Genomic DNA, 20,369 nt, shown 5'->3' with positions numbered 1-20,369 from the left:
TTTTTCGGGGTATTTTTAGTCTTCCATGCCGCTAACGCTGGCAGAAAGGGTGCAGCCCGCGCCGCTTTCTGCCAAAATACCGCCTTTCCGTTTTCTCCCGGACTTACCATTATGTCTAACCGCGATACGTTGTTCTCCGCGCCAATTGCCAAACTGGGTGACTGGACGTTTGACGAGCGCGTTGCTGAAGTTTTCCCCGATATGATCCAGCGCTCGGTGCCGGGTTATTCGAACATTATTTCGATGATTGGCATGCTGGCCGAGCGCTTTGTGCAGCCCCAGACCCAGGTCTACGATCTGGGCTGCTCGCTGGGCGCGGCTACGCTATCGGTGCGCCGCAATATTAAAGCCGAGGGATGCCGGATCATCTCCGTCGATAACTCACCGGCAATGGTTGAACGCTGCCGCCGCCATATTGATGCTTTCCGGGCAGAGACGCCGGTCGAGGTGATTGAAGCGGATATTCGCGATATCACCATCGAGAATGCCTCGATGGTGGTGCTGAACTTCACGCTGCAATTTCTCGAGCCTGAAGAGCGTCAGACCCTGCTGAATACCGTCTGGCAGGGGCTGCGTCCCGGCGGCGCGCTGGTGCTTTCCGAGAAGTTCAGCTTTGCCGATGCCGACGTTGGCGACCTGTTATTTAATATGCATCATGACTTTAAGCGGGCTAACGGCTACAGCGAGCTGGAAATTAGCCAGAAGCGCAGCATGTTGGAAAACGTCATGCTGACGGACAGTGTGGAAACGCACAAGGCTCGCCTGCGGACGGCCGGGTTTGAGCACGCTGAGTTATGGTTCCAGTGTTTTAATTTTGGGTCACTGATAGCCCTGAAAGCAGGTTCGGTCTGATGGATTTCGGTAATTTTTACCAGCTAATAGCAAAAAGCCCCCTTTCCCACTGGCTGGAGACGCTGCCAGCGCAGATTGCCACCTGGCAGCGCGAACAGCTGCACGGTCATTTTAAGAACTGGGATCGCGCAGTGGAATATCTTCCGGCGCTGCAACCAGAAACGCTGGATCTACTGCATAGCGTGACGGCCGATCGCCCCGATCTGACCGACCGCCAACGCGACGGCATTGAAAAGCTGCTGCGCAATCTGATGCCCTGGCGTAAAGGCCCGTACTCGCTGTACGGCGTGCAGATTGATACCGAATGGCGTTCAGACTGGAAATGGCAGCGCGTGCTGCCGCATATTTCTCCCCTGGCGGGCAGAACCGTGCTGGACGTGGGCTGTGGTAGTGGCTATCACATGTGGCGGATGGTCGGCGCCGGCGCCAGGCTGGTGGTGGGCATCGACCCGATGCAGCTTTTCCTGTGTCAGTTTGAAGCGGTGCGCAAGCTGTTGGGTGACGACCAGCGGGCCCACCTGCTGCCGCTGGGCATTGAGCAACTGCCTGAGCTAAAGGCATTTGATACGGTATTTTCAATGGGCGTCTTATACCATCGTCGCTCGCCGCTGGATCATCTGCTTCAGCTGAAAAACCAACTGGTGAGCGGGGGCGAACTGGTGCTGGAGACGCTGGTGATTGAGGGTGGCGATCGTGAGGTGCTGGTGCCGGGCGAACGCTACGCGCAGATGCGCAACGTCTATTTCATCCCCTCAACTGGCGCGCTGAAGAGCTGGCTGGAAAAATGTGGTTTTGAGGACGTGCGCATTGTTGACTATTCCGCTACCAGCACCGACGAGCAGCGCCGCACGGACTGGATGACCAGTGAATCGCTGGCTGAGTTTCTCGACCCCGAGGATCCCACGAAAACCGTTGAGGGCTACCCGGCCCCGCTGCGCGCCGTTCTGGTTGCTCAGAAGCCTTAATTTTTCGGCTCGCTGCACAGCCAACCCCGCTTTTCATCTTTCCCATTCCCTAACGCCGTGAATGCGCCAGCTTCACGGCTTAGTTATCCCATTTTTTAACAAGCGCAATGCCTGACGGAGGTTCATTATGAAACCAGTAAGACGTCTGTTTCATTTAACCGAAAGGAGTCCAACATGAGTCGATTCGTTTTCTCTTCACCACGTAAGTATGTTCAGGGTGCAGGTGTGATGGCCCAGTTAGGCGATTATGTTGCAGAGCTCGGCGACAATGCCTTTGTTGTTGCCGATGAGATCGTCTGGGGACTGATTGGTAAAGACGTTCAGGCCTCACTGAAAAACAGTAAAATTGAATTTCACTATCAGCAGTTTAATGGCGAAGCGTCGGGCAATGAGATTACCCGTCTGGCAGGCCTGGCTAAAAATAGCGGCGCCAGGCTGGTGATTGGCCTCGGGGGCGGTAAAACGCTGGATACGGTCAAGGCCGTGGCTGACGAGCTGAAACAGCCGGTGGTTATTGTGCCGACGATTGCCTCAACCGATGCACCGTGCAGCGCCCTTTCGGTCATTTACTCAGATGCGGGCGTGTTTGAAAGCTACCGCTTCTACAGCAAAAACCCCGATCTGGTGCTGGTAGATACTCAGGTTTGCGCCCGTGCTCCCGTACGCCTTTTCGCCTCAGGGATTGCTGACGGCCTTGCCACCTTTGTCGAAGCGCAGGCGGTGAAACGCTCGCACAGCAAATCAATGGTCAACGGCGACCCGACAATAGCCGGGATGGCGATTGCCGAAGCCTGCGAGAAAACGCTGCTGACCTATGGCTTCAGCGCTTATCAGGCCGTGGAGAAAAATGTGGTCACGCCAGCGGTTGAGGCGGTCGTCGAAGCCAACACGCTGCTTTCAGGGCTGGGATTTGAGAATGCCGGACTGGCCGCTGCGCACGCCATCCATAACGGCTTTACCGCCATCGACGGTGATATCCATCACCTTACTCATGGCGAAAAAGTCGCTTACGGAACGCTGACGCAGATGGTGCTGGAGCAGCGCGAAGATGAAGAGATCGCCCGCTATATTCGTTTCTACCGCTCAATTAAGATGCCTACCACGCTGAAAGAGCTGCATCTGGAAAACGAAAGCTGGGATAACCTGGTGAAAGTGGGCGCACTCGCTAACAGCGAAGGCGATACGCTAAAAAATCTCAATCCAAACCTTAGCGCTGAAGACATTGCCAGCGCCATTCTGGCCGTGGACGCCTTCAGCCAGACGGTGAGCTGAGTTCTATCCTGGGGCCGGAAATCGCGGCCCCCGTAATTTCTCTTTCCTGCTTAGCGGTCCCAGTATTCGAAGCGGTACGCCGCGCTGATATGACGATTGATTTCGCCTTTGGCAAACACTTCGGTTTCATGTGAATAGCTTAGCGTGCAGTTACCCTGCTGGTCCCAGAGCTGGCACTCATCCACTGAGGTGAGTTCGCTGTTGGCATTATGGGTCAACGTCAACAAACGCAGCTCGCGGTCCTGCTTATCGTACGACCAGGTCATTTTATTGCTGTCTGAACTGGCACTCGTCAGCTGATTTTTGCTGTTCCACTGGTAGCGATACTCGCCGTTAGCCTGCTCGTCCGACCCACGCGCCACGCTTTTAATCAGCCGCAGACGCGAGTCGAAGCTGTTAGTCGTTTCGGTAAATCCCTTTTCGCCCTTAAGCAGAAACGCATCGGTCGAACTGGTGATGATGCCTTTTTTACTCACCAGATAGTTCACGGTACCCTGCTTGCGGTTCACCTCTACTGACTGTCCCTGTTTCATCACAAATACCGACAGGTCATACACCGACTGCCAGCCATCGCTGACCCGTGCAATGCTCTGTACCATCGCCAACTTCATGTTGCCTTCGCTTTTATCAAAGCTGATGTCCGCTCTGACCAGTGCCCCGCAGCGATCGAACTGTCCCAAAATACGTTTTTGCTGATCGACGTCCTTGCCAAACTCCCCCACCACTACCTGCTTGATCGGCCCCCTGGCCGTGCCGCCCAGCAGCAGCACACTGTTGCTGTCGTTGATTTGCCGAGCCTGCGCCGGGCAGCGCTCTGCGGCAAATGCCGCGCCCGATAACCCGATCCACAACGCAAAACATCCTGCACCCAGCATGATGATTCTCATGAGTCATCTCGTCAAAGAGGAAAGGGAATAGCGTTAGTGTAAAAGGAATTTCTGCTAACGGGGCGGTTCAGGATGAAAAAAATCCTCTTCCCGGCGTCAGGTTTCACTCAATACGTGCCAGCAATAACCCACCTGTAAATTAATATATTATTCAAAAGTAGCATCAACTTTTCCTCTGTAAATAAAATATGTATATATTTGGTTGCGAATTCACCAATGTTTGCCGTAAGTGTCCTCAGGCTGTATCAGGTAAGCCGCCATTAATTTTGCGCATCAAATTAAATCACCTAATCCCCTGAGAAATGAAATTTAATATTTCACCCTCAAAATCACTTTTAAAATCCTGACTAATGTAATAAATTCAAATTGCCATGAAAGTGGCATTTATTTTCAAATAATATAAGGACATGATTATGATGAAGGAACTCTCTGTCACTCAATTATCTGTGGTTAGGGGTGCCGGAAATTTTGCGGATAAGTCATCCGGCGGAAGGCTGGATAGCCAATACCGTGGGGGTAAAGGTGGCGCGCCTAAGACCTGTGCTAATAATACTGGGGCGGCAATGATTATTGGTGCGCTTACTGGCATTCCTTTCGGCATCCCCGGAATGCTTGCAACAGCTGCCGCTGCATATGCCAGCCTGAATGGTCCTGATGCCAGCCCTTACAGAGCCAGCGATAATGGATGTAACAATCATTCGTCAGGCCCTAATTATGGAGCGCAATGTACGTGGTAAATGATAAATCACTGACGGCAAAAAAAAATAATCAACCGTTATATATTACCAACAAGCGGCCCCTTCTCATCCAGTTATTATGGATTGGTACAGTATTTACTTTAATACCAAAGATTGGGCTTGGAAGTACAAACCTGACAGACAAACCGGTAGACTTACTGGCATGGCTATTTATGATAATAGGTATAAGATCCTTTTATTCCGGCTGCTTTCGTTTTGTAGACTGGTTTAAAGGTAAGTCGTGAACATTTACCATCAACGGGCCACTTTTGTGGCCCTTTCCATTTAGTTAGTCAGGCCTGGATGAGACAGGCATTATGCAAGTATCGCCCTGCTACCTGCATTCTGGAGAAAAAGAGAGAAAAAAGACCCCATCAAGACGATGGGGCCTGGTACTTGCAAACATCACGTCGAGTAGAGGCGTGCTGCGCGGCAAAATCTGGGTCAGGAGGCGACGCTCACCGGGGAACTGAGGGAAAGTGCGACTTTCATCGCTTCGACCATGTCGGTGTCCACGCAGGTGCGGCTGAACTCATCCGTTTCAGCCACGGAACTCATCGAAACCCCCGCTTTACGATAGCGCATCGGTGAGGCAACTCTCTGGCTGGCGGAGCTGTGAACCTCGCTCAGGCCAGCGTCAATAAACTTCTGCAGGTTACTGAGGCGCACGCCAGCCCCAGCCATAATGATAGGACCACGCGTTAGCTTATTAAGTTCCTTCAGCAGTGCTAATCCGCTCTCGGCGCTCTGCTGCTGTCCCGAGGTCAGGATTCTGGCAATACCCAGATCCGTCAGCTGCTGTAGCGCCATCAGCGGGCTGTGGCAAAGATCGAAGGCGCGGTGAAACGTCACCGCCATCCCCTCGCACAGCGCCATCACCTGTTTCATTCTGGGCAGATCGATATGGCCGTCAACGTCCAGAATGCCGACCACCAGGCCGGGGAAACCCAGCTCGCGGATCAGCGCGATATCCGATTTTATCTCATTAAATTCGCTGGCCGTGAAGCAAAAATCACCGCCCCTTGGGCGAACAATCGGGTGAACCGGCAAGGTTAACGCTTTACGCGCCTGATGCAGGCTGCCCGCGGAAGGGGTTAACCCTCCTTCTGCTGGCGCGGCGCAAAGTTCAACGCGGTCGGCTCCGGCTTTCTCGGCGGCCAGGGCACAATCGACTCCATAGCAGCATACTTCCAGTTTGAGCATCCCATCCTCCTGTTAATGACTGCTGGCTGGTTGTGTAAATCATTGCGGGTGTTTAGTCTGACGCAAGAACTTAGGAATAATATTAACGGGAATCACTAACATGGCATCCAATTTTAATGAACGGATCGATCGCCGTCACAGCGATAGCCTTAAATGGCAGAAATATGGTGATCAGGATATCCTCCCGCTATGGGTAGCCGACACCGACTTCCGTTCACCAGACTGTATTATTGACGCTCTGCAGCAGCGGGTTGCGCACGGTGTGTTTGGCTACGGCGGTTACCCTCACGAGCTGGCTGAGGTGATTATTGCCCGTTTGCTGGCGCGCTATCAGTGGGCAGTGAAGCCTGAATGGCTGGTTTTCTTGCCGGGAGTGGTCACCGGCCTCAATCTGGCCGTCCGCGCGTTTACCGAGCCTCATCAGGGGACCATTGCGCCTACCCCAATCTATCCGCCCTTCCGTACCGCCGCCTCCCTTGCCAATCGTTCACAGCTGAACGCGCAGATGAGGCTGGAAGGCCAGCGCTGGGTGATGGATCTCGCCGCCCTGGAGCCGCAGATGACCGGCAGCGAAAAGCTGCTGATGCTTTGTAACCCGCACAATCCTGGCGGTACGGTCTACCGTCGTGAAGAGCTGGAGGCCCAGCTTCGCTTCGCGCAGCAGCACGATCTGATTGTCTGTTCCGATGAAATTCACTGCGATCTGCTGCTTGAACCGGGCGTACAGCACATTCCCTTCGCCAGCCTGAGTGAGGATGCGCAGCAGCGCTCAATCACGCTTATCTCCCCTTCCAAAACCTTTAATATTGCCGGACTGGGCGCTTCGCTGGCGATCATTCCGGATAAGGATTTGCGCAAGCGTTTTACCCGCCAGCGCCTGGGGATGGTGCCTGATGTTGATATTCTCGCTATGGTAGCGGCTACCGCCGCCTGGCGGGATGGGCAGTCGTGGCTGGACGAAAAGCTGACCTACCTGCGTCAGACGCGCGACCTGCTCACGCAAAGAGTAAATGCGATTCCCGGCCTGTCGCTGGCGGCTCCGCAAGCAACCTACCTCGCGTGGATAGATGCCAGCCAGCTGAAAATCGCCAGCCCGGCGCTGTTCTTCGAGCGTCATGGGCTGGGCTTTTCGGCAGGGCGTGAATTTGGCGATGATGGTTTTGTGCGCTTCAACTTCGGCTGCCCGCGCGACCTGGTTAATGAAGCGCTCAGGCGAATGGAGAATGCTGTCAGGTCGCTTCCCCGTCAGCCAGCGCTATAGTTCGCTCTCTACGACTTCTTTCAGGCTCCATGGATGGAACTTAATGGTCACTGTGCCATCGGAAATCGCCAGCGTAGGATTGGGCAGCCGCTCCCCAGCTCCCTTTGGCGCACTGCTTTTTATTGAGATGCCCTGCTGTGTCAGCCCTCGATCGGAACAGAGCGCCAACGCGCGCGCGCCAAGCAGGTCCGGATCTCCCCGAAGCACCACTTCAACATGCTCCCAGCCTTCATGGCGATAGAGACGCTGTCCAGGCCAGGGAAGTTCAACCACGCTTATCTGCCAGGGACCGACGCTTAGCGGCGTTGTCAATTCGAACAGCGCCACGGGACGACCGTTTATTTCCTTTTCAGAAAAGAGCGTACCGTGCTGCATAAAACCTGATTTCCAGCGCTCTGCGGTGCTGTTCTGATGGCAGCGCAGCGCGATATGATCGACGTCAAGCTGCGCCAAATCCAGCCCCAGCCGGGTGGCCAGATCGTCAAGAGAGTGTAAAAAATAGGGCATATCATTAGCCAAATCCTTTAATTCTTCTGCATATTGCCCCGAAAACAGCGTCATCCCCACTCCTTACTGTAATTTTGTTAATCATATTATTCCGACCCAGCCAGATTACCGGGCCAGCTTAACTGTTGAAAGCATCGGTTTTACTGATTTATTTACCCTGGAAAGGCCATTTATGCCTGAAACCCTCAGCTTTAGCTGGTTCAGGACCACTCTTTTTTTTAGAAAACGTCCTTTAACTTTCTGTTTTTAGTTCAGTTAAATTTATACAATGCGAATTTTCCTAAATCATTCAGGGCTGGTTGTAGGGTATTGTGCACTCTTATAGATTTGTTCCAACCCTCATACAAGGAAAAGCAACATGCTTATGTTAATTATCTTAGTTGCAGTGCTGATTGCGATGATGGGGTATGCGTTGTTCCGCCACTGGAAGGCCCGTAATGATAAATCCACCGTCGCGAATCGCTATCGCCCGCAGCGCATAGTCCGCCGCCGTCCCTGAATACCTCGGCGGAAAACAGGTAAAGCCCTGTTTTCCGCCATCCCCGCTTTCACTTACTTTATTCAGGTTCCTGGATAATCTCGCCTGAAATGCAGTATACTTTTCCCCTTCTTTTTTAACGGTGTCGACTTGCAGAAGTTCGTTCTGTCTGCCGACGGCGTTCAGGGTGATGGCCTGCGCGGCTGGCGCAGGCTTTTTAGCATATAAGGTAACTCGGTGAATATTCAGGCTCTTCTCTCAGAAAAAGTCAGTCAGGCGATGATCGCAGCAGGGGCTCCTGCCGATTGCGAACCGCAGGTACGACAGTCAGCCAAGGTCCAGTTTGGTGATTACCAGGCGAATGGCATGATGGCCGTGGCCAAACGACTGGGCATGGCTCCCCGACAGCTGGCAGAAGAAGTCCTTAAGCACCTTGACCTGTCAGGGATTGCCAGCAAGGTCGAGATTGCCGGTCCGGGCTTTATCAACCTGTTTCTGGACAGGCAGTGGCTGTCTCAACAGGTCGACAGCGTAACGGCCGCGCCCCGCCTTGGCGTAGCTGCCGTTACGCCGCAAACTATCGTCATCGATTACTCCGCGCCTAACGTTGCCAAAGAGATGCACGTCGGCCACGTACGCTCAACCATCATTGGCGATGCGGCGGTGCGTACGCAGGAGTTTTTGGGCCACAACGTGATCCGCGCTAACCACGTCGGCGACTGGGGAACCCAGTTCGGCATGTTGATCGCCTTCCTTGAGAAGCAGCAGAACGAGCATCATGAAGACATCGCCCTCTCCGACCTTGAAGCATTCTACCGTGAAGCCAAGCGCACCTACGACGAAGACCCGGTGTTTGCCGAGCGCGCTCGCGGTTACGTGGTGAAATTGCAGGGGGGCGATGAATATTGCCGGACCATGTGGAAAAAGCTGGTCGACATTACTATGGCGCAAAATCAGATCATCTACGATCGGATGAACGTGACCCTGGGCCGCAAAGACGTGATGGGGGAAAGCCTCTACAACGACATGTTGCCGGGTATCGTTGCCGATCTGAAAGCCAAAGGGCTGGCGGTGGAAAGCGAAGGCGCTACCGTGGTGTTCCTTGACGAATACAAAAACAAAGACGGCGATCCGATGGGCGTCATCATCCAGAAAAAAGATGGCGGCTACCTCTACACCACCACGGATATTGCCTGCGCCAAATACCGTTTTGAAACCCTGCACGCCGATCGCGTGCTCTACTACATCGACTCCCGCCAGCACCAGCACCTGATGCAGGCATGGACTATCGTGCGTAAAGCGGGCTACGTGCCGGAGTCAGTCTCACTGGAGCACCACGCCTTTGGCATGATGCTGGGTAAAGACGGCAAGCCTTTCAAAACCCGCGCTGGCGGTACCATTAAGCTTTCCGACCTGCTGGATGAAGCCGTTGAGCGCGCAACCAAACTGGTGGCGGAGAAGAACCCGGAGATGCCGGAGGACGAGCTGAAAACGCTGGCTAACAGCGTTGGGATTGGCGCAGTGAAGTACGCCGACCTGTCGAAAAGCCGCACCACGGACTATATCTTCGACTGGGATAACATGTTGGCCTTCGAAGGCAATACGGCGCCGTATATGCAGTATGCTTACACCCGAGTGCTTTCGGTGTTCCGTAAGGCCGGAATTGACGAGAGCGGCGTAACCGGCAAGGCACGCATTGAGGATGAGCGCGAAGCGGCGTTGGCGGTTCGTCTGCTACAGTTCGAAGAAACCATCACTCAGGTTGCCCGTGAAGGTACGCCACACGTCATGTGCGCTTATCTGTATGACCTGGCGGGCCTGTTCTCTGGTTTCTATGAGCACTGCCCAATCCTTACCGCTGGCGACGAAGCCACCCAGCAGAGCCGCCTTAAATTGGCTTTGCTGACGGCTAAAACCCTCAAGCAAGGGTTGGATACGCTGGGTATTGATACCGTAGAAAGAATGTAACGCGGGTATCTGTGTAAAGAAGAAAGGAGACGAAGCGATTCGTCTCCTTTTTTTATCTAGTGGTAATTGACCATCACCTGGTTACTCAGCACCCTCAGCTCCCGGTTTAAGCGCCCTTTCCCCTCAACGCCATAGACAAAATACAGGCTCTGATTTGCCATCAGGTTGCTCAACCCTCGCGTCGTGCCACTGGCACCGTCCAGCGGTACGCAACGAGTCTCGGCGCAGAGGTGCACCCTGATGCCCGACGGTATCGGGCCGTTCAGCACATAGCGCCAGGCCACCTCGGTAATCGAGCCGTTGACCTTTTCGGCCGGAGCCAGCCCCGGTGAAGAGGCCTGCATTCCCCGGTTTTGCAGCCCGGGCCCCGTAGCGCTGGCCTGCCAGGCGCCGCTCGCCGCCGTAGCCAGTCCGGGCAAGCAAAGCAGCAGCAACAACATGGGTTTCATCAGTGCCCTCCAATAGTGGAGGTCATGCGAATCTGGCGATTATCGGTCAGTTCCAGATTTGAAATCACCATCATCTGCGGCATATTGCGGCGCAGGAAGCGGGCCAGCAGCGCGCGCAGCGGATGATTCACCAGCAGCACCGGCGGCGCCCCCAGCGACTCCTGATGCTCCAGCGCGCTCTGAGCCTGAGCCATCAGGCGATCCGCCAGGCCGGGTTCCAGCCCGCCTCCGCCCTGCAAAGCCTGGAGCAACAGCCGTTCCAGCGTGGTATCAAGCCCAATCACCTGCACCTCGCCGGTTCCGGGGAACCACTGCTGGGTGATTGCCCTGCCCAGCGCCACGCGCACTACTGAGGTCAGCTCGTGGGGATCGGTCTGCACGGCGGCATGTTCAGCCAGCGTTTCGATAATGGTCCGCATATCCCGGATAGAAACGCGCTCGGCCAGCAGGTTTTGCAGTACTTTATGCAGCGTCGTCAGCGTAATCACGCCGGGAATCAAATCCTCGGTGAGCTTAGGCATTTCCTGAGTTACGCGATCCAGCAGTTGCTGAGCTTCCTGACGACCAAACAGCTCGCTGGCATACTGGCCGATCAGGTGGTTAAGGTGCGTAGCGACCACGGTGCTGGCTTCCACCACGGTAAAGCCCTGAATCTGCGCCTGCTCTTTCAGCGCGCTGTCAATCCAGGTGGCCGCGAGGCCAAACGCCGGGTCGATAGTGGGCTCGCCTGGCAGGCTGCCAGCCGCCGTGCCGGGGTTAATCGCCATCCAGCGACCCGGATATGCGTCGCCGCTACCAATTTCTACGCCCTTCATCAAAATACGGTAGCGTGCGGGCGGCAGATCCATATTGTCGCGAATATGGACCACGGGCGGCAGAAAGCCCATCTCCTGCGCGAATTTCTTACGAATGCTGCGGATACGCCCCAGCAGTTCGCCGTCCTGCTGGTGATCGACCATCGGAATAAGGCGGTAGCCCACTTCCATGCCAAGCGAATCCTCGAGCTGAACGTCAGTCCAGGAGGCTTCGGTGTTGGAGGGGGTCTCTACCGGTCGGGTCTGGACCTGCGGCGCGATCTTCGGCCTGACTTCTTTACCGCGAAGATACCAGGCCAGCCCCAGCAGCGCGGCGGTGAACAGCAGGAAGACAAAGTTTGGCATCCCCGGCACCAGCCCCAGCAATCCCAGTACGCCAGCGCTCAGCATCATCACGCGGGGATTCCTGAACAGCTGGGTCACCATCTGCTCGCCAACGTCCTGATCGGTTCCGACTCGGGTGACGATAACGCCAGCGGCGGTAGAGATTACCAGCGCAGGGATCTGGGCTACCAGGCCATCACCGATGGTCAGCAGCGTATAGCTTTCCGCCGCGTGCCCCACGTCCATCCCGTGCTGGATCACCCCGACAAGCAGGCCTCCCACCACGTTGATCACCATAATCATGATACCGGCGATGGCGTCGCCGCGAACGAATTTACTCGCACCGTCCATTGAGCCGTAGAAATCCGCTTCCTGAGTCACGTCGGAGCGGCGCTTTTTCGCTTCTTCTTCGCCAATCAAACCGGCATTGAGGTCGGCATCGATCGCCATCTGTTTGCCCGGCATACCGTCAAGCACGAAACGCGCGCCCACCTCGGCAATACGACCGGCACCCTTGGTGATCACCATAAAGTTGATGATGACCAGGATGATGAACACCACGATACCGATGGCGAAGTTACCGCCGACCAGGAAATGACCGAAAGCTTCAACAACCCTGCCCGCCGCACCGGCACCGGTATGCCCCTCCATCAGAATAATGCGGGTGGAGGCCACGTTCAGCGCCAGGCGCAGCAGCGTCGAGAACAGCAGGATGGTTGGGAATGCGGCGAATTCCAGCGTCTTCTGGGTAAACATGGCGACCAGAAGCACCATGATGGAGAGCGCAATATTAAAGGTGAACAGCAGATCCAGGACAAACGGCGGCAGCGGCAGCACCATCATCGACAGGATCATCAAAATCAATACCGGCCCGGCCATCACCTGCCACTGGGTATCTTTTATATTCGGTAACCGTAATAGAGCGGCCAGATTCGCCATCAGTCATCTTCTCTTGTGGCAAAGTCCAGTCCTTCCGGGACCGGTAAATTGTCAGGTTTTTTCGGGGCCAGGCCACCCTCCAGCTTCCAGCGACGGAGTTGCCACACCCAGGCTAACACTTCTGCTACGGCGGCATATAACGTACCCGGAATATGCTGACCAATTTCACTGTGCCGGTACAACGCACGCGCCAGCGGCGGTGCTTCTAAAACGGGGATGCGATGCTCTTTACCGAGTTCGCGGATGCGCAGGGCAATTTCTCCGGCCCCTTTAGCCACCACTTTCGGCGCGCTCATTTTGCGTTCGTCGTACTGCAAGGCCACGGAATAGTGGGTGGGGTTGGTGACGATCACGTCCGCTTTTGGCACGTCCGCCATCATGCGTCTGCGGGCGGCTGCGCGCATCTGCTGACGAATGCGGCCCTTTACGTGCGGGTCCCCTTCCTGCTGCTTGTACTCATCGCGGATATCCTGGCGCGTCATGCGCAGACCTTTGAAATAGCTGTAGAGCTGCCAGAAAACGTCAAAACCAACCATCGGTGACAGCCCCAGCACCACCAGCACACTGCACATGGCGATCATGTTCAGCGCGTTCGCCAGCGCGCTGAAGGGTGATTCCGCCATCAGCCGCAGCATGTCCGGCCAGTGATGGCGAATGTACAGCCAGGTGACGCAGCCCACCAGAATCGCCTTCAGCACCGACTTCAGCAGCTCAGCGGCAGTCTGGCCTGAGAACAGCCTGCCAATCCCTTTAATCGGGTTCAGTTTGCCTGGGTCGAACTTGATGGCTTTTCCGCTGATCACCACACCGCCCAGCAGCATCGGCGCGGCGATAGCGACAATCACCAGGCCCGCCATCATCGGGATCAGCGCCAGCACGCCCTGAATCACCAGGTTGCCCAGCAGATGCAGCATCTGGCTGGTATCGCTGACCACGGAATGATTGAATTTGAGGCCGTCGGCCAGCAGCGCGCCGATTTTGCGCGCCAGTGAAGCCCCGCTAATCCACAAAATACTCAGCCCCGCCACCAGCATCAGCACCGAGGTCAGCTCGCGCGAACGCGGGATCTGCCCTTCTTCCCGTGCTTTTTCCAATCGGTGGGGGGTTGCGGATTCGGTCTTTTCCTCTTCGCTGTCTCCGGCCACGCCAGCTCACCCTCAATACAGAATTTCAGGAGCTAGCATGACAAATTGGCGCAGGGATAATGCCGCGAGTAAACGCGTAAAAAGGGGGTTATTTAGCGGATGGCGGTAACGCCGAAGAGAGGGGGCGAACACCTTCGCCCCACGAACTTAAAACCCAAGGCTGTCCAGCAGATCGTCAACCTGATCCTGATTAGCCACCACGCCAGGAGCCGCAACGTTGATCTGTGGCCCGTTCAGCAAGCTGTCCCCATCTTTCTTAGGACGGGCAGCCTGCTCCGGAATATTATCCAGCAGCACCATCAGCAGCTGGCGCTCGATTTCCTGGATCACATCCATCATGCGTTTGATCACCTGACCGGTCAGATCCTGGAAATCCTGAGCCATCATGATTTCCATTAGCTGGGCATTGGTAAACGAAGTATGCACCGGTACCGAATCCAGATAGCCGCGGGTATCCGAAACCAGCGAGCGGGCGTCTGCCAGTTCGATAGGATTTTCAAACCACTCATCCCAGCGTCCTTTCAGTGCTTTCGCTCCGTCTTCCATCAGCGTCTGGCGCGGCTGCGAAGCCTCCACGCAGTTCAGCGCGCGTTCGGCCGCCTGAGCGGTCATTTGCACTACATAGTCCAGGCGATCGCGGGCGTCCGGAATGGCTTCTGCCGCCTCAGCGATAGCCTGATCCAGCCCCAGTTCACGGAGGCTGTCGCGCAACATCCGCGTCAGCGAGCCAATGCGGGAGATAATGTCCTGCGCCGGGGCCGCATCATTGTCTGGTTTCGAAAGTTCGCTCATCTCGGCTCCTTACATACCCAGCTTTTCGAAGATTTTACCTAGCTTCTCTTCAAGGGTGGCTGCTGTGAATGGTTTAACAACGTAGCCGCTGGCACCAGCCTGAGCAGCCGCAATGATGTTCTCTTTCTTGGCTTCCGCCGTCACCATCAGCACCGGCAGCTTGGCCATGCCGCCGTCGGCGCGAATGGTTTGCAGCAGTTCCAGGCCGTCCATATTGGGCATGTTCCAGTCGGAGATAACGAAGTCAAAGTCGCCAGCGCGCAGTTTATTCAGCGCATCCACGCCATCTTCCGCTTCTTCAACGTTATTGAAGCCAAGCTCTTTCAGGAGGTTACGGACGATACGACGCATCGTGTTGAAGTCGTCGACCACCAGAAACCGCATATTTTTATCAGCCATAGTTACTCCTGTTTTGTGTAGCCCCGCGGGACGGGCGCTGCGTTAAATACGTAATGCCTGTCCGGCGCTAATTTTTGCCAGCATGTGCTGGCTGATTTGGTGGAGATCCACCACTTCACTGGCGCCGCCGAGGGCAATCGCCTCTCGCGGCATACCAAATACCACACAGCTCGCTTCGTTCTGGGCGATGGTCCAGGCGCCAGCTTTGTTCATTGCCAGCAATCCCGCCGCGCCGTCGTTGCCCATCCCGGTGAGAATGACGCCTACGGCGTTACGCCCGGCGAACTGCGCTACTGATTTAAACAGCACGTCTACTGACGGCTTGTGCCGGTTAACCGGCGGCCCTTCGTTCAGCTTGACCTGGTAGTTAGCGCCGCTTCGCGCCAGCTCCAGATGCATCGCGCCGGGAGCAATATAGGCGTGCCCGGGTAAAATACGCTCGCCGTCTTCCGCTTCCTTCACCGTAATCTGACAAAGTTTGTTCAGCCGCTCCGCAAACGAGCGGGTAAAGCCTGGCGGCATATGCTGGGTGATCAGCAGCGCAGGGCTGGTTGCCGGTAACGGTTGCAGTACGTGGCGAATCGCTTCGGTTCCCCCGGTTGAGGCGCCAATCGCAATCAGCTTTTCACTGCTCAACAGCGGCCCGGCTTTCAGCATCACCGGCGCAGGGTGATGCCCACGCACATGCAGCTTTGCCCGCGACGCGGCACGAACCTTATCGGCAATCATCTGGCTGTAGGCCAGCATCCCCTCACGAATGCCCAGCGAAGGCTTGGTGACAAAATCCACCGCGCCCAGCTCCAGCGCTCGCAGCGTCACCTCTGAGCCTTTTCCGGTCAGCGAGGAAACCATCACCACCGGCATCGGCCGCAGGCGCATCAGCTTTTCCAGAAAGTCGAGGCCATCCATTCGCGGCATTTCAACATCCAGCGTCAGCACGTCCGGGTTAAACTCTTTAATCATGTCCCTGGCGACCAGCGGATCGGGTGCCGAAGCTACCATCTCCATATCCGCATGGCTGTTGATGATTTCGGTCATCAGCTGGCGCATCAGTGCCGAATCATCAACGCATAACACTCTGATTTTTCCCATTATCTTTCCTTAGTCAGTCCGTAGACTGTCTGGCCACGCAGATAGAACTCTTTGCTTATCTGGCTAAAATTCTCCGAATGGCCGGCAAACAGGATCCCGCCAGGTTTTAGCAACGGGACAAAGCGCCGTAAAATTTTCTCCTGCGTCTCTTTGTCGAAATAAATCATCACGTTACGGCAAAAAATGGCGTCAAACGGCCCCGGTAAAGCCCACTCGTGCCCCAGCAGATTGAGCTGCGCGTAGGTAATTGAGTTCGCCAGTTCAGGACGCACTCTTACCATTCCCGAATGCGGCCCGGTTCCGCGGAAGAAAAACCGCTGTAGCTGCTGTGGCGAGAGCGTGCGCAGCTCCTCCTGGCGGTAGACGCCGGTCAGCGCCTTCTCCAGCACCTGCGTGTCAATATCGCTGGCGTGAATCTGGAATTTCCCCGGCCCGGCGCCCAGCGTTTCAGCCAGCGTCATAGCGATGGAGTAAGGCTCCTCGCCGGTCGAGGCCGCGGCACACCAGACGTTAAAGCTGCCCGCCCGCCGTCTGGCGTGGTCCGCCAGAATCGGGAAATGGTGCGCCTCACGGAAAAACGCCGTCAGGTTAGTGGTCAGCGCGTTAATAAACGCCTGCCACTCAGGGCTGCTGGCATCGCTCTCCAGCAGCGCAAGGTAACGACCAAAGTCGTCTATGCCCAGCATCCGCAGCCGGCGAACCAGCCGGTTGTAAACCATCTCCCGCTTGTGATCGGCGAGAACGATGCCCGCTCGCTGGTAGATCAACTGACTGATACGCTTAAAATGCGTATCGGATAACGGCAGGCGCTGAACCATCTGGGACAGTAGCGTGGCGTTCTCCTGTGGGGCTAACAGCGTCGATTTTTTCATCCAGGGCTATCCTGCAACGTGCTGATTAAGAGCGTAAAACAACGCTATATTCCCTGTAAGCCATTCGAATTTCCTGTTGCAGCCTGCTCCGCGTCCAGTGAGAACCTGGTCACTGTGCCCGTCAGATGGTCGGCCTGTGCTTCAAGGGCTTCGGTGGCGGCCGCCGCTTCCTCAACCAGCGCGGCGTTCTGTTGTGTGACCTGGTCCATCTGGCTAACCGCCAGCGCAACCTGTTCAATTCCCCGACGCTGTTCATCCGAGGCCGAAGCAATCTCACCCATGATGTCGTTAACGCGGGTGACGCTTTGCACAATCTCTTCCATCGTCTCGCCTGCTGAGGCTACCTGCTTCGCTCCCTGATCCACGCGGCTGACCGAAGCTTCAATCAGCGCTTTAATCTCCCTGGCCGCCTGCGCGCTGCGCTGGGCCAGACTGCGAACTTCCCCGGCCACCACGGCAAACCCTCTGCCCTGTTCACCCGCGCGGGCGGCTTCTACCGCCGCATTCAGCGCCAGAATATTGGTCTGGAAGGCAATACCATCAATCACGCTGGTAATATCGCCGATCTTGCGCGAACTCTCGGCAATCTCGCTCATAGTAGTGACCACTTTACCGGTCAGCGTGCCGCCTTTATTGGCGGTGGTTGACGCGTCTTTCGCCAGCTGCGAAGCCTGACGGGCATTTTCCGCGTTGCCGGTCACCGTAGCGGTCAGCTGCTCCATGCTGGCGGCCGTTTCAGCCAGCGAGGCAGCCTGCTGCTCGGTGCGGGAGGACAAATCGCTATTGCCGGAGGCAATTTCACGAATACCGGTGTGCATAGCGTGCGTGCCGTCACGTACGCTGCTAACCGTTTCCGCCAGCGACTGCTGCATCGCCTTCAGGCTTGCAAACAGCTCGCTCAACTCGTTACGCCCTTCGGCCACGATGGTCCCGCCAAGGTTGCCGCCAGCCATCCGCTCAAAATGGCCGCGCATGATCGCCAGCGGAGCAACAACCGCCTTACGTATCCACCAGACGCCGCTGAGCGTTACCAGCAGTGAAAGAATTACCGCCACGATAAAAATAACTTTCGACTGCTGATAAAACCCTTTTCCGGCCCGGCTGGCGTGTTCGCGCAGCATATCGATATGGCTCATCCAGCGGTTGTACTGCGCCTGAAACCGGTCCTGCACGCCCTGCGTCGGCGAATCGAGAAAATCCTGTAACTGATAGTTCTGCAGGTAGGCGATCAGTTGAGAAAGCTCATGGTTATAGTCGCCATATACGGCGGTCATCGCCTTCTTCAGCTCCACATCCGCAGGCGTCGCCGCCTGAATAGCATCGAACCGCTTAAAAGCGTTATCGGCAGTGTTCAGATCTTCCTGAGCCTTACCCATCAAACTTGTTACCTGATCGCGCGGCAGGCTCAGTGCGGCACGAGTACCGGCGCGGCTCAGCGTTACGCGGGCGCTTAGCAAGGCGGCCCAGGTTTCCCCTAAGGCCTCGCGCTGCGCGCTGCTGACTTCAACCGCCTGTAAATTGCCGGTATCCTGACGAAAAGCGTTAAACGACAGCCCGCTGCCAGCGATCTGCATGACACAAAACAGCCCAAGCAGAAAAAAGATTGCGGTAGAGATACGAATCTGACTAACCATTACAGCCTCCGGGTTCTGCCGCCCAATGCAGGCGGCAAAAAGTCCTGTTAGAAAGTTTCCCAATTCTCATTTGATGTCCGGGCCGCCAGCGCTTTGCGCGGTGCGGCGACGGGCATCAACAGCGGGGTTTTATTTGCCTTATTGTTATTAACGGCCTGAACGACATTTTCTTTACGGATTCTGAATACCGCCACCGCCTGAGTCAGTCGGCTAGCCTGTTCTTCCAGCGCAACGGCGGCGGCGGCAGACTCTTCAACCAGCGAGGCGTTTTGTTGGGTTACCCGGTCCATCTCGCTCACCGCGGTGCCAACCTGGTCAATCCCTTTACTTTGCTCATCCGAAGCCGAGGCGATCTCGCCCATGATGTCGGTAACGCGAGTGACCGCGCCGACGATATCCGTCATGGTTTCACCCGCGCTTTCAACCAGCACCGAGCCGGTATCCACTCGCGATACGGAGTCTTCAATCAGCCCTTTAATCTCTTTCGCCGCCTGCGCACTGCGCTGGGCAAGGTTACGAACTTCTCCAGCGACTACCGCAAATCCACGCCCCTGCTCACCGGCCCTGGCGGCTTCAACCGCCGCATTCAGCGCCAGGATATTGGTCTGGAAGGCAATGCCGTCAATCACGCTGGTAATGTCGGCGATTTTCTTTGAGCTCCCGGCGATGTCGTTCATGGTTTTCACCACGCCATCCACCACTTTGCCGCCCTTTAGCGCGGTTTGAGATGCGCTCAGCGACAGTTGAGAAGCCTGGCGGGCATTCTCGGCGTTCTGCTTCACCGTGGCGGTCAGCTGCTCCATGCTGGCAGCGGTTTGCTCCAGCGAGGCGGCCTGCTGCTCGGTGCGCGATGAGAGGTCGTTGTTGCCTGCGGAAATTTCGCTGGCCCCGGTATAAATAGCGTCAGATCCGTCGCGAACGTCGCTGACCGTGCGCACCAGCGCCTGCTGCATTTCCCGCAGGCTGTCGGCTAGCTGAGTCATCTCGTTGCGGCCATGAGACTCAATGTTCTGGGTCAGATCGCCGCTGGCGATATGGCGAATATGTTCAATATTGGTTTTTAATGGCCGCAGCAGAATTTTGTCGATTCCGCGCCAGGCCAGCGCGATCACCGTCAGGGAGATCAGCAGTACCGCCAGCAGTATCCACAGGGTATGCTGGTAAGCCGATGCGTTAACCTTCAGGCCCTCTGCCGTCAGCTGATTATTGGTTTCCAGCCACTCGTTATAGATTTTTTCAAATTGCTCCTGATAGCTTTGGGTCGGCTGAGCGACAAAATCATTGAAGCGGCCGTTCTGCATCATCACAATCAGCTGCCCCAGCGCGTCGTGCAGCTGCCGGTAACCGTCCCGTAACGCCTTCACGTTATCCGCCGTTTTCCCCTTTTCCGACAGGTTGGCATTGAAGACCGCCAGCGATTTATCCGCAACGTCCAGCTCTTGCTGCGCCAGGGCCAGCAACTCTTTCTGCGTCGCTCCCGATCCCATCTGGCTGGCATCCATCAGGTAGCGTATCCCGGCGCGGTTCAGCGTATTACGCGCCTGCACCAGAGATACCCACGCTGTCCCCATTGACTGCTGCAACACGCGCAGACGCTGGTTAAAGGCAAAATTGTCCCTGTCATTTTTGACCGTGTGGAAAAACAGACCGCCGGTCCCGGACTGGAGCAGTGCAAACAGCACCAGCACGCCGATCAGGCCGGTAACAACTTTCATACGCTTGAACATGACCACCTCAGGAAAAAACACAAGTGGCACAGTTATCGGCAGGCAGACGGG

At 56.0% G+C, this 20,369-nt stretch carries 19 protein-coding genes; 7 read left to right on the top strand and 12 right to left on the bottom strand.

Annotated elements, in window-relative coordinates; translation table 11 throughout:
• The first annotated feature begins 111 nt into the window (after positions 1-111).
• From cmoA to NG99_RS17910, 3 genes are all read left to right on the top strand, one after another.
• Entirely contained in the window at positions 112-852 is a 741-nt protein-coding gene (gene cmoA, locus NG99_RS17920) for a carboxy-S-adenosyl-L-methionine synthase CmoA (RefSeq protein ID WP_034895888.1), read from the top strand.
• A complete protein-coding gene (cmoB, locus tag NG99_RS17915; RefSeq protein ID WP_034895885.1) occupies positions 849-1,817 on the top strand; it encodes a tRNA 5-methoxyuridine(34)/uridine 5-oxyacetic acid(34) synthase CmoB in 969 nt (322 codons plus the stop codon). Before cmoA ends, cmoB begins: the two co-directional genes overlap by 4 nt.
• Positions 1,818-1,991: 174 nt before the next feature.
• Positions 1,992-3,089 carry a glycerol dehydrogenase gene (locus NG99_RS17910; protein ID WP_034895882.1) on the top strand — a complete coding sequence of 366 codons (1,098 nt, stop codon included), beginning with the start codon at positions 1,992-1,994 and terminating at the stop codon, positions 3,087-3,089.
• Between the two features lie 50 nt (positions 3,090-3,139).
• Here NG99_RS17910 and NG99_RS17905 read toward each other — a convergent pair whose 3' ends face one another.
• Complete coding sequence (locus NG99_RS17905; RefSeq protein ID WP_034895879.1) at positions 3,140-3,976, bottom strand: hypothetical protein; 837 nt, start codon at positions 3,974-3,976, stop codon at positions 3,140-3,142.
• Positions 3,977-4,389: 413 nt separating this feature from the next.
• Between NG99_RS17905 and NG99_RS29325 the strand changes: the two genes are divergently transcribed.
• Positions 4,390-4,713 carry a hypothetical protein gene (locus tag NG99_RS29325; RefSeq protein WP_157032649.1) on the top strand — a complete coding sequence of 108 codons (324 nt, stop codon included), beginning with the start codon at positions 4,390-4,392 and terminating at the stop codon, positions 4,711-4,713.
• A 444-nt stretch (positions 4,714-5,157) separates the two neighbouring features.
• Here NG99_RS29325 and cutC read toward each other — a convergent pair whose 3' ends face one another.
• On the bottom strand, positions 5,158-5,916 hold the full coding sequence (gene cutC, locus NG99_RS17895) for a copper homeostasis protein CutC (RefSeq protein ID WP_034895876.1): 759 nt from the start codon (positions 5,914-5,916) through the stop codon (positions 5,158-5,160).
• Positions 5,917-6,016: 100 nt separating this feature from the next.
• On the opposite strand from cutC, the gene NG99_RS17890 reads away from it, so the two are divergent.
• Positions 6,017-7,177, top strand: a complete 1,161-nt coding sequence (locus tag NG99_RS17890; protein ID WP_034895873.1) for a MalY/PatB family protein — start codon at positions 6,017-6,019, stop codon at positions 7,175-7,177.
• Here NG99_RS17890 and NG99_RS17885 read toward each other — a convergent pair.
• A complete protein-coding gene (locus tag NG99_RS17885) occupies positions 7,172-7,738 on the bottom strand; it encodes a VOC family protein (protein WP_034895870.1) in 567 nt (188 codons plus the stop codon). The two genes, NG99_RS17890 and NG99_RS17885, sit on opposite strands and share 6 nt — an antisense overlap.
• Positions 7,739-8,042: 304 nt before the next feature.
• Between NG99_RS17885 and NG99_RS29740 the strand changes: the two genes are divergently transcribed.
• Complete coding sequence (locus NG99_RS29740; RefSeq protein WP_198138805.1) at positions 8,043-8,183, top strand: hypothetical protein; 141 nt, start codon at positions 8,043-8,045, stop codon at positions 8,181-8,183.
• A 216-nt stretch (positions 8,184-8,399) separates the two neighbouring features.
• Complete coding sequence (gene argS, locus NG99_RS17880; RefSeq protein ID WP_034895868.1) at positions 8,400-10,130, top strand: arginine--tRNA ligase; 1,731 nt, start codon at positions 8,400-8,402, stop codon at positions 10,128-10,130.
• A 56-nt stretch (positions 10,131-10,186) separates the two neighbouring features.
• Here argS and flhE read toward each other — a convergent pair whose 3' ends face one another.
• The 9 genes from flhE to NG99_RS17835 all read right to left on the bottom strand — a co-directional run bounded on the left by flhE (position 10,187) and on the right by NG99_RS17835 (position 20,318).
• Positions 10,187-10,579, bottom strand: coding sequence for a flagellar protein FlhE (gene flhE / locus NG99_RS17875; protein ID WP_034895866.1), 393 nt, complete (start codon positions 10,577-10,579; stop codon positions 10,187-10,189).
• Positions 10,579-12,657 (bottom strand): flagellar biosynthesis protein FlhA, encoded by a 2,079-nt coding sequence (gene flhA, locus NG99_RS17870; RefSeq protein ID WP_034895864.1) that lies wholly within the window; start codon positions 12,655-12,657, stop codon positions 10,579-10,581. Before flhA ends, flhE begins: the two co-directional genes overlap by 1 nt.
• Complete coding sequence (gene flhB, locus NG99_RS17865; RefSeq protein ID WP_034895862.1) at positions 12,657-13,802, bottom strand: flagellar biosynthesis protein FlhB; 1,146 nt, start codon at positions 13,800-13,802, stop codon at positions 12,657-12,659. The genes flhA and flhB overlap by 1 nt, the downstream gene beginning before the upstream one ends.
• A 147-nt stretch (positions 13,803-13,949) precedes the next feature.
• A complete protein-coding gene (cheZ, locus tag NG99_RS17860) occupies positions 13,950-14,594 on the bottom strand; it encodes a protein phosphatase CheZ (RefSeq protein ID WP_034895860.1) in 645 nt (214 codons plus the stop codon).
• Positions 14,595-14,603: 9 nt separating this feature from the next.
• Positions 14,604-14,993: a chemotaxis response regulator CheY gene (gene cheY / locus NG99_RS17855; protein ID WP_034895858.1), complete on the bottom strand. Its 390-nt coding sequence runs from the start codon at positions 14,991-14,993 to the stop codon at positions 14,604-14,606.
• A gap of 42 nt (positions 14,994-15,035) precedes the next feature.
• On the bottom strand, positions 15,036-16,085 hold the full coding sequence (locus tag NG99_RS17850; RefSeq protein ID WP_034895855.1) for a protein-glutamate methylesterase/protein-glutamine glutaminase: 1,050 nt from the start codon (positions 16,083-16,085) through the stop codon (positions 15,036-15,038).
• On the bottom strand, positions 16,085-16,957 hold the full coding sequence (gene cheR, locus NG99_RS17845) for a protein-glutamate O-methyltransferase CheR (protein WP_034895853.1): 873 nt from the start codon (positions 16,955-16,957) through the stop codon (positions 16,085-16,087). Before cheR ends, NG99_RS17850 begins: the two co-directional genes overlap by 1 nt.
• A 44-nt stretch (positions 16,958-17,001) precedes the next feature.
• A complete protein-coding gene (locus NG99_RS17840; protein WP_034895851.1) occupies positions 17,002-18,591 on the bottom strand; it encodes a methyl-accepting chemotaxis protein in 1,590 nt (529 codons plus the stop codon).
• Positions 18,592-18,638: 47 nt separating this feature from the next.
• Positions 18,639-20,318 (bottom strand): methyl-accepting chemotaxis protein, encoded by a 1,680-nt coding sequence (locus tag NG99_RS17835; protein ID WP_034895849.1) that lies wholly within the window; start codon positions 20,316-20,318, stop codon positions 18,639-18,641.
• Positions 20,319-20,369: the final 51 nt, after the last annotated feature.

This window comes from Erwinia typographi, from assembly GCF_000773975.1.
GTDB lineage: Bacteria > Pseudomonadota > Gammaproteobacteria > Enterobacterales > Enterobacteriaceae > Erwinia > Erwinia typographi.
This window is presented reverse-complemented; position numbering and strand designations above follow the sequence as displayed.

Bases quoted from the DNA above. Each gene is read 5' to 3' on its own strand.
- cmoA (WP_034895888.1), top strand. From the start codon at position 112: ATGTCTAACCGCGATACGTTGTTCTCCGCGCCAATTGCCAAACTGGGT.
- NG99_RS17910 (WP_034895882.1), top strand. From the start codon at position 1,992: ATGAGTCGATTCGTTTTCTCTTCACCACGTAAGTATGTTCAGGGTGCA.
- NG99_RS17905 (WP_034895879.1), bottom strand. From the start codon at position 3,976: ATGAGAATCATCATGCTGGGTGCAGGATGTTTTGCGTTGTGGATCGGG.
- NG99_RS29325 (WP_157032649.1), top strand. From the start codon at position 4,390: ATGATGAAGGAACTCTCTGTCACTCAATTATCTGTGGTTAGGGGTGCC.
- cutC (WP_034895876.1), bottom strand. From the start codon at position 5,916: ATGCTCAAACTGGAAGTATGCTGCTATGGAGTCGATTGTGCCCTGGCC.
- NG99_RS17890 (WP_034895873.1), top strand. From the start codon at position 6,017: ATGGCATCCAATTTTAATGAACGGATCGATCGCCGTCACAGCGATAGC.
- NG99_RS17885 (WP_034895870.1), bottom strand. From the start codon at position 7,738: ATGACGCTGTTTTCGGGGCAATATGCAGAAGAATTAAAGGATTTGGCT.
- NG99_RS29740 (WP_198138805.1), top strand. From the start codon at position 8,043: ATGCTTATGTTAATTATCTTAGTTGCAGTGCTGATTGCGATGATGGGG.
- flhE (WP_034895866.1), bottom strand. From the start codon at position 10,579: ATGAAACCCATGTTGTTGCTGCTGCTTTGCTTGCCCGGACTGGCTACG.
- flhA (WP_034895864.1), bottom strand. From the start codon at position 12,657: ATGGCGAATCTGGCCGCTCTATTACGGTTACCGAATATAAAAGATACC.
- cheZ (WP_034895860.1), bottom strand. From the start codon at position 14,594: ATGAGCGAACTTTCGAAACCAGACAATGATGCGGCCCCGGCGCAGGAC.
- cheY (WP_034895858.1), bottom strand. From the start codon at position 14,993: ATGGCTGATAAAAATATGCGGTTTCTGGTGGTCGACGACTTCAACACG.
- NG99_RS17850 (WP_034895855.1), bottom strand. From the start codon at position 16,085: ATGGGAAAAATCAGAGTGTTATGCGTTGATGATTCGGCACTGATGCGC.
- cheR (WP_034895853.1), bottom strand. From the start codon at position 16,957: ATGAAAAAATCGACGCTGTTAGCCCCACAGGAGAACGCCACGCTACTG.
- NG99_RS17840 (WP_034895851.1), bottom strand. From the start codon at position 18,591: ATGGTTAGTCAGATTCGTATCTCTACCGCAATCTTTTTTCTGCTTGGG.
- NG99_RS17835 (WP_034895849.1), bottom strand. From the start codon at position 20,318: ATGTTCAAGCGTATGAAAGTTGTTACCGGCCTGATCGGCGTGCTGGTG.